This window comes from Synechococcus sp. F70.1, assembly GCF_047502745.1.
GTDB lineage: Bacteria > Cyanobacteriota > Cyanobacteriia > Thermostichales > Thermostichaceae > Thermostichus.
Map to the genome: position 1 here is coordinate 1 of NZ_JANSJL010000109.1, position 8,676 is coordinate 8,676.

The 8,676-nt window shown below is 59.7% G+C and carries 8 protein-coding genes; 6 read left to right on the forward strand and 2 right to left on the reverse strand.

Going from position 1 to position 8,676, the window contains the following annotated elements:
• Positions 1-26: 26 nt before the first annotated feature.
• Together NW860_RS10410 and NW860_RS10415 are read right to left on the reverse strand one after the other, a co-directional pair.
• Complete coding sequence (locus tag NW860_RS10410) at positions 27-719, reverse strand: queuosine precursor transporter (protein WP_414411468.1); 693 nt, start codon at positions 717-719, stop codon at positions 27-29.
• Complete coding sequence (locus tag NW860_RS10415; protein WP_414514047.1) at positions 712-1,527, reverse strand: response regulator; 816 nt, start codon at positions 1,525-1,527, stop codon at positions 712-714. The genes NW860_RS10410 and NW860_RS10415 overlap by 8 nt, the downstream gene beginning before the upstream one ends.
• Before the next feature lie 72 nt (positions 1,528-1,599).
• Here NW860_RS10415 and NW860_RS10420 point away from each other — a divergent pair, with 72 nt between their 5' ends.
• The 6 genes from NW860_RS10420 (at position 1,600) to NW860_RS10445 (ending at position 8,670) form a co-directional block, all read left to right on the forward strand.
• On the forward strand, positions 1,600-2,718 hold the full coding sequence (locus tag NW860_RS10420; protein ID WP_414514049.1) for a class I SAM-dependent methyltransferase: 1,119 nt from the start codon (positions 1,600-1,602) through the stop codon (positions 2,716-2,718).
• A 144-nt stretch (positions 2,719-2,862) separates the two neighbouring features.
• Positions 2,863-3,318, forward strand: coding sequence for a hypothetical protein (locus tag NW860_RS10425; protein ID WP_414514051.1), 456 nt, complete (start codon positions 2,863-2,865; stop codon positions 3,316-3,318).
• Positions 3,319-3,390: 72 nt separating this feature from the next.
• The gene (locus tag NW860_RS10430) at positions 3,391-3,735 is read left to right on the forward strand and encodes an MgPME-cyclase complex family protein (protein WP_414393331.1); all 345 of its coding nucleotides are present in this window, start codon (positions 3,391-3,393) and stop codon (positions 3,733-3,735) included.
• Positions 3,736-3,950: 215 nt separating this feature from the next.
• Positions 3,951-5,480: an MFS transporter gene (locus tag NW860_RS10435; RefSeq protein ID WP_414514054.1), complete on the forward strand. Its 1,530-nt coding sequence runs from the start codon at positions 3,951-3,953 to the stop codon at positions 5,478-5,480.
• Positions 5,481-5,717: 237 nt separating this feature from the next.
• On the forward strand, positions 5,718-6,890 hold the full coding sequence (locus NW860_RS10440) for a glycosyltransferase family 4 protein (protein WP_414393335.1): 1,173 nt from the start codon (positions 5,718-5,720) through the stop codon (positions 6,888-6,890).
• 325 nt (positions 6,891-7,215) lie between these two features.
• On the forward strand, positions 7,216-8,670 hold the full coding sequence (locus tag NW860_RS10445) for a PP2C family protein-serine/threonine phosphatase (protein ID WP_414514056.1): 1,455 nt from the start codon (positions 7,216-7,218) through the stop codon (positions 8,668-8,670).
• Positions 8,671-8,676: the final 6 nt, after the last annotated feature.

Here is an 8,676-nt window from a genome sequence, read left to right on the forward strand (position 1 = left end):
CTGGCCCGCCTGGCAAGGGAGCAGCTTTATTTGGATACAACCTGGATTCGGAAAGGGTTGAAGTCCGTTGCCACGTCAAAGTAGTCCTCCTGCTCTTGCTGCTTCAGCCAGCCGGTAATGGCGTAGGTGAGGGGAGTACAGGCTGCTTCAACGGCACACTTGAACACGTAGTTGGAGACGATGAGGCCCATAAGACCAGGGAACACCCCCCAGAAGGCGATGAGAATAAACAGGCCCGTATCCACCGCTTGGCCCACCATGGTCGAGCTGATGGTGCGCGTCCACAACCAGCGTCCCCGGGTCCACACCTTCAGGCGCGCCAGCACATAGGCATTGGCAAAGCTGCCGCTCCAGTAGGCAATTAGACTGGCCAGCACAATGCGGGGGGTAAGGCCGAGGATCTGGTCGTAGGCTTCCTGGTGGGGCCAATCAGGGGCTGCCGGCAGGGATCCCACGATCATCAAGGTCACGGACATCAGGGCTGCCGAGAAAAACCCCAGCCAGATCACCCGCCGCGAGCGAGCATAGCCGTAGACCTCGGTGAGGATGTCGCCGAAAATGTAGCTGAGGGGGAAAAGAATGGTGCCGCCATCGAAGGTAAAGGGCCCCAAGAGCACGATCTTGGCCGAGGCGATGTTGGAGATGAGCAGCACCGCCACGAACAGGGCCGTCACCGCATCCAGGTGTCGGTAGGCGCGCTCAAAGCTTTGCTCAGCCATCAAGACCCCCCAATAGTTTACGGATATGCCGCAGCTCTTTGACGATTAGGGCTAAGCCCTGGCTGTGCCGTTCCACTTCGCTGGTGAGCTTACGGATTTGCTCTTCTAGGTTAGCGCTGTGAGACTCCTGACGATCTAGGCGCTGGTTGAGGTGGGCAAGCCGCGTCACTACTTCCCGCTGGATCAGGTTTTCCGTACCTTGGATAAGCAGCGTCTCGATGGCGGTGAGCTTGTTCAAGAGCAACTGGGTGTTGGTTTCCGATCCCGGCTCCGCTGCCGCTGCAGGAGTCACCTGCAGGGCCTTTTGGATTTGAGCCAGAAGAGTCTCCGCTTCAAACGGCTTTTCGATAAAATCGAAGTCGACAAAAGGCTCGGGGATGCGGGCTGTCACTTGTTCCTTCATCCCCGACATCATGATAACGGGGGTATTTTTCAGACTGTCTTCGCGGCGGATGGCTTGGAGGGTGTCGTAGCCATCCATCTTGGGCATGACAAAATCCAGCAGGATCAGGTCGGGGTGATGCTTTTTGGCGACCTCCAAGCCCGTCGGTCCGTCTTTAGCCTCCAGCACCTGGAAATGGTCAGCCAGGATGCTGGCCACCATCTTGCGGATCATGATGCTATCGTCAATGACCAACACCGTTTTGGTCGCCATGGCTTTTCCCATCAGTTCAGCCGGATCTGCCCCTTCCTTGAGCTCAGGAGGCAAGTGGAAACCCACCATTAGAGTACTCTCCTGCTTGGCGGAGGTTGTGCTCAGGGATCCAATTTGCCGGCTTCTCTTGCCGCCTAGCGGTTGTCGGCCCACCCTGGCCGCCTTGCTATAATCTACTATCGCATTGTAAACAAACGTTAAGAACCCGTTTGCACTGGCAGGGTCATGAGCTTCCAGTTAAGCCCCGAGCTGTCGCTGCCTATCCCATCGCCGGTGGGGGAGGCTGCTTACCGTGCCTTTCAGTGGGGCAAAAACCTCTTCGGCTTTGCCCACAAGGCTCTCTCCACCCAAGCTGCCGAACTGATGCTCTCTGCCCTCAGGGAGCTGCAGAGCTTTGTCTCCGGCAAGCCTCTGCCACCGCGGGAGCGGGTGAAGGTGAGCGCAGCTACTTTGCAGGAGTTGCGGGCTCGCTACGAGCGACTTCTAGAAGTGGATTGGCAAGATGCGGAAGCAGGCTACTACCCTCACGCGCTTCTCTTCGACAACCCCTGGCTGGACTTTGCCCGCTATTACCCAGCGGTGTGGTTGGAACTGCCCCAGATTGCCCGACGGGTACACGGCCGGCGCTACCAAGAGTTTTCTCCAGACATCTCCACAGAGGGCTACCCAAAATACTACCTTCAGAACTTCCACTACCAAACCAACGGCTACCTGAGCGATCGCTCGGCTGAGCTCTACGACTTGCAGGTGGAGTTGCTGTTTGGGGGTACGGCGGATGCGATGCGGCGACGGGTGATCCGCCTGCTCAAGGATGCCCTCGATCCCAACCTATCTGCTCCCCACATCCTCGACGTAGCCTGTGGCACAGGGCGGATGCTGCGCCTTTTGCGGGGATCCCTGCCCAAGGCGGCGCTGTATGGCTTGGATCTTTCTCCTGCCTATCTGCGCAAGGCCAACCGGCTGTTGCAGGAGTTGCCCGGGGAGCTGCCGCAGCTTATTCGCGCTAACGCCGAGGCCATGCCCTACGCTGACGCTTTCTTCGATGCAGTTGTCAGCGTTTTTCTTTTCCACGAGCTGCCTGGCCCAGTTCGGCAAAATGTCTTCAACGAGATCAGTCGGGTGGTGAAGCCAGGGGGCGTGGTTGTCGTCTGCGACTCGGTGCAGCTGCTGGATTCGCCGGAGCTGGAGGAGACAATGGAAGCTTTTGCGCAAACCTTCCACGAGCCCTACTACCGCGACTACATCCGCGACGATCTGGGAGCGCGCCTGCAGCGGGCAGGCTGTGAGGTGTTGCGCCGAGAAACCCACTACGTTAGCACTTACCTCTTGGCCCGTAAGAGTTGAGCGCCCTTGCCAAAAGCTTCAGAAGAGATTCGCAGTAGTCTACCTAGGGGTATAGTAGTAGCAGACACCAAACTTGGATATGAAGCCAGGCCACCAAGCCCTTGGGCGGGAAGGTGGTTGGTATCCATTCCTTTACTTAGGCTCATGTCTCCTCCTCATGGATCCCTCCGTGCCGGCATCACTGCACTGAAGCAGGAGCGCTACCTAGAGGCGATCAACCTTCTTGAGTCTTTCTGCTACTGCTGCTCGATTCAAGGGAGCTCGCCGCGCCAGAGGGAACGCAGCCGTCCTAAGCTAGACCCAGAGGAATGTGCTCTGGCTCGAGTGGCTCTGGTCATGGCCTATCAGGGCAGTGGCGACTTGGAACGGTCGACAGCCCTCTGCCAGGAGCTGCTGGAGCAGGGGGAGACTCCTTCAACTCCCCCCTGGGCACGGGAATGGGCAGCGCAGGCTCTTGCTACCCTCAAGCAGGCAGCAGAACACCCTATGCCCCCTGAGGAGGTGATGGCACGGTTGCCTGTCCTCCAGCAGTTGGAGGCCTGTCAGCCCCGCTGTAGCTCTCGCGACCCGGCCCCCTATCTGCTCAAGGCCACCCGCTGACTGGCTGAATTTAAGAAGCTGGACTTTGGCAGCTAGGTTCTATCCTTTTCGCAGTAGGAAAGCTCCGAAAGTATGCCTGCCACTGAGCCCACTACCTATCACTTCATCGTTGGCAGTCTAGATTTTTTGCGGTCTGAACCTCTGGAGGAGGTGCTGGAGGAGCGTCGGCGACATTACGCGGAGCAGCATCGCCCCATTGATTTCCACTGGGTGCCCCAGCCAGCTTTCATGGAAGCTCCCGAGTTAAAACCCCTGCGCAACAAGTTGAAGGAGCCGCTGGGGGCAGTGGTCTCGACTAACGAGAATTTCATTCGCTGGCTGGCGGTGCGCCTTGGCTTTGTGGAAAAGGGCAGCTTTGTGGCCCCCAGTGAGTCGATTCCGGATCCCTTGCGCTCCCTGTCGTTGTCGGAAAGCTGAGAGGCTTGTCCCCATTGCTGCCTTGGCACCTTGCTGCGCCCAGAAGGACAAGCTGGGCAGCGAGGGGTAAGCTGCCCTAAAGGTGGCCGGAGAGGCGGGTTTGATTGCAGGCTAGGTCAAAATTTAAGATTAGGGCACCTCTCCCGCTCCAGCAGCAGCAAGGCTGTCGGGCAGCAGGAAAGGTGGGGGAGGGAGATAGGCTGGGCGGGGGCACCATGACTTGGGAACAACGAAGGGACTGGCTGCAAGAGGGAGCGGAGCTCTACTTAGTGTCAACAGCGGCTATGGAGACGCTGAAGTCAGAGGAGCTGGGTTCTCCCCTTGAGCCGATAACAAGCCCTGCCTCTAGCTTGCCAGGGGGCCCAGCCGGGGATCCCTTGCCAGAGCCGCCTCCCGAGGATCCCAAAGAGGACAGCCCAACGGAGAAGCTAGAACAGGCGGATCCCCCTTTCTCAGGGACAGGCCTGGGAAACTTCGCTGCCGTGCTGGGCCGACGCAATTTCCTGCTGCTGTGGATGGGGCAGGTGTTTTCCCAGCTGGCCGACAAGGTGTTGTTGGTGCTGCTGATTGGGGTGACCTCCAAGCGGTTTCAGCCAGAGGGGGCTTCCATCAGCGGCTGGGTAGCGGCGGTTATGCTGGCCTTTACCCTGCCGGCAGTGTTGTTGGGCAGCTTGGCAGGGGTATTTGTGGATCGCTGGCCTAAGAAGGCCGTGCTGGTGCTCTCCAACGTGGTGCGCGGCATCCTGGTGCTGCTGCTGCCGCTGCTGCTCTGGCTGACGGCGGGGCGTGACCTTTGGCCAGGGATCCCTTTGGGCTTTGGCGGGCTGCTGCTGATTAGCTTTGCCGTCTCTGTCTTGACCCAGTTTTTTGCCCCTGCCGAACAGGCCACTCTGCCGCTAATCCTGACCAGGCGGGAGCTGTTGGCGGCCAACTCCCTTTACACCACGACGATGATGGCTTCGCTGGTTGTCGGCTTTGCCATTGGCGAGCCGCTGTTGACGCTGGCGGAGCGTTGGGTGCGCACCTGGTTGCCCGGCTGGGAGGTGGGGCCAGAGCTGTTGGTGGGGGGAGCCTACCTTTTGGCGGGATCCCTGCTGCTGCTGTTGCAACCGCACGAGAAGCTAGACTCCCGCTCCTGGGAAGCTCCCCATCTCTGGGAAGATCTCAAGCTGGGCCTACAGTACATCGGGCAAATGCCCCTGGTCCGCGCAGCCCTGCTGCAGATGGTGGTGCTCTACTCGCTGTTTGCGGCGCTGGCGGTCTTGGCGGTGCGGATGGCGGAGGTGATGGCGGAGCTGGAAGCCGATCAGTTTGGAGTGTTGCTGGCTGCTGCCGGCCTAGGCATGGGGATTGGCGCCTTTTGGGTAGGGCACATAGGCCGAGGAGTAAGCCGTCGGGCCTGGAGCGGGCTGGGATCCCTCCTGCTGTCTCTGGCGCTGGTGGCTTTGTCGTGGACAGAGAGGAAGCTGTTTCCCAGCTTAGCCTGGATTGCCCTGCTGGGCTGTGGGGGGGCTTTGGTGGCGGTGCCGATGCAAACTCTGCTCCAGGAGGAAACGCCTGAACATCTGCGGGGCAAGGTGTTTGGGTTGCTCAACAATGCCGTCAACATTGCCCTCAGCTTGCCGCTGGTGTTGACAGGGGTAGCGGAAACCTATCTGGGCCTTTCCTGGACGTTTCTTGCCCTGGCAGTCTTAAATGCGTCGGCAGGAATGTACTTCTGGAGTTTGTTGAATAGAGAGGCTTGACTTCTTCGCCAGCTCTAGCTAGGTTGCTCCTTCCCAGCAGCGGTGCCGGCCTCCCCAAGCCCTCCGCGCCGCTGACGGCAGGGCAAGGCAGAGCTTAGGAGCAGCCCCATAGCTACGCGCCGTCCTGCTGTCGGGCTGCTGCTAGCTTTCCCATGCCCAGGCAGCAAGCAAAGCGAGGATCCGCGTCTGCTAACCTTATGGGAGGTTTAACCGTTCTAGCAGCGTAGGGATCCACCCATGCACATTGCCTGGATAGGCAAGAAAACACCCTTTTGTGGCAACGTCACCTACAGCCGCGAGGTAACCAACGGCCTTTTGGAGCGGGGCCATCAGGTGAGCTTTTTCCACTTCACCAACGAAGAGGCCGCCGCTGAGGGGGGATCCCGTCCGGGGAGCAACTGGCGTGCCGAGCTGGAGGGGCGGGATGTCTCTCTGCCCTGTCTCTACAAGTCGCAGATCTACACGATCCCGGCTCCTAACGCCCGGCGGCTGCTGGAGCAAGCCCTGCGGGAATTGCAGCCGGATTTGGTGCATGCTTCTTTGACCATTTCGCCCATTGATTTTGCGTTGCCCGAGATCTGTGCTGAGCTCAACCAGCCCCTAGTGGCCACTTTCCACCCAGCTTTTGACCGACGGCGGCGCAACATCGCCTCCCGCACCCAATACTTGGCCTATCAGCTCTATGCCCCCTGTTTGGCCCACTACGATCGCACCATCGTCTTCTCGGAAACGCAGCGCCAGGTCCTGGTCAAACTGGGGGTGGGCAGCGAGCAGGTGGTGGTCATTCCCAATGGCGTCGATGTTGACAAGTATTCGCCAGGGCCCTCCACCCTCAAGCAGCGGCTAGGGCTAGAGCGGGTCTTCGTCTACCAAGGGCGGATCTCGCCGGAAAAGAATGTCGAGGCCCTGCTCAAAGCCTGGAAGCAGGCTCAAATGGGGGAAAAGTGCGGCCTGCTCATTGTGGGGGATGGACCCCTGCTCAATACCCTCAAGCCTTTCTACACCCGCCAGCACGGGATCTACTGGCTGGGCTATGTTGCCGACGAGCAGGAGCGCATTGAGATCTTGCGGGGATCCGACGTGTTCATTCTCCCCTCCTTGATCGAGGGGCTGTCTTTGTCGCTGTTGGAGGCAATGGCCTGTGGGGTAGCGGCGGTGGCCACTGACGTCGGCGCCGATGGCGAGGTTCTAGCGGACGGAGCCGGGATCCTGTTGGATCCAAGCCGAGTGACGGTGGAGCTGCAAACGCTATTGCCCCTCTTGCGGGATCAGCGGGAGTTTACCCAACTGCTGGGAATGAAAGCCCGCCAACGGGTTCTGGAGCGCTACACCCTCAGCCACAACCTCAGCCGCCTGGAACAGCTCTACCGAGAGGTGTGTCAGGGATCCCGTCAGCCCAGAAGGGCGTAGCCGCCAATGACCTCGACAACATTAACTCAAGCAGAGCCTTTGGGAGAAGACGGGGTAGAGCCTGTACTATCTTTGCTAGACTGCATCGTTATGTTGCTGAGGGATTGGCTCTACCTTCCCCATGGAGGAGCACAGCCCGCAAAAAGCTTTACCGGCCCAGCCGCCCGCTGGGCGAGCAGGTTTGTCCTGGTCGGACTCCTTGCTTCCTCCCAAAGTTCTGCCTGCCTCGCTGCCGTCCACAACCGACCCGAGCACTCCCAGCTCAGGGCAGGAGGATCCCCGCTCTAGGCTTGGTACTGCCAAGGAGAAGGAGCCGCCAGCCCTCTTGCCCAGTCGGGCCAACAAAGCTGAAGTGGGGGCAGACCAGCAGTCGATGCTGTACTTGTTGGGAGGATTGGCTTTTGCCCTGCGCTCCTTCAATAACCTCAACCAGATCCTGGAGTTCACGGCTTTTGTGGCCAGCCAACTCACTGGGGCTGAGGGGGGAGCGCTGGTGTTGTTTAACCCCAACGGCACTATTCAACTGGATCAACTGCACTGTTTCGATCTCGAGCGCCGCGAGCAGATTCGCGCCGAGATGGAGCAGATTGCCCAAGCCCTATCTGCTCAGGAGCCTCTTCTCAAACTAGAGGGATCCCTGGCGGTGAAGATCCCAGCTCTTGAACATCTTCTGGACGAGCGTCTGCGCCAGATCCTGGGGCCGGATGGGCGCCTATTTGGCACGCCGCTGTTGATCCGTAACTCTGTCCAGGGTCGCTTGTACGTCTTCAGCCGCCAGCCCAACTACCACTGGACCGAGCCTCGCCAGCAACTTTTGCGCCTAGTGGCTGACCAAGCGGGTGTAGCCATCGAGAATGAGCGCCTGCGGACAGCCTTGCGCCGCAGAATGGCCCTGGAAAAAGAAATGGAGATCGGCTCCTACATCCAGACCCAGCTGTTGCCCCGCCAATACCCCCAAGTTCGGGGCATTCGACTGGCAGCCCGCTGCCGCGTAGCCAGCAAAGTGGGGGGCGACTACTACGATTTCATCAAGATCCCGGGGGGGCCTGCCTCTGCAGAGCCGGCCAGCAACCGGGCGGAACCGCCTGAGCCCTCCGCAGACTCTCGCCTAGCGATTGTCATTGGGGATGTCATGGGCAAAGGTGTACCTGCCGGGCTGCTCATGAGCATGACCCGCGCCATGGTGCGGGCAGAAGCTCTTAACGGCCACTCGCCGGCCCGCGTTCTCCAACATCTCAATCGGGCCATGTACAGCGATCTCAAACACTCCAGTCGCTTTATCAGCCTGTTTTACTCGGAGTACGATCCCTGCTCCCGTCGCCTGTGCTTTGGCAACGCCGCCCACAACCCTCCCCTCTGGTGGCAGGCCCGCACCCGCGAGATTCAGCCTTTGGATACGGAAGGGGCGCTGATTGGCTTGGAGGAGCACAGCCAATACTCAGAAAGCTGTGTGCAACTGCAGCCAGGAGATGTTGTAGTCTACTACACCGATGGCTATATTGAGGTTGCCAATACCCGCGGGGAGCGGCTGGAGACCGCCGGTCTAATGGATGCTATCCAGCGGGCTGCCAGCTGCTACGAGTCGCCAGAGGAGATCCTGGAAAGTCTCTTTGCGCAGATGGATGCTTTCCGAGGCCGCCAGGGAGTCCACTTTGTTGTCCCAGAGCCAGCGGTGGAGCTAGAGCTCCTGTTCCGGGAGGAAATTTCCCTGCGACCTATGCCGGTGGACGATACCACCCTGGTGGTGCTGAAGGTGTTGCCGGAGCCTGAGGCCGCCTAGCTCCAG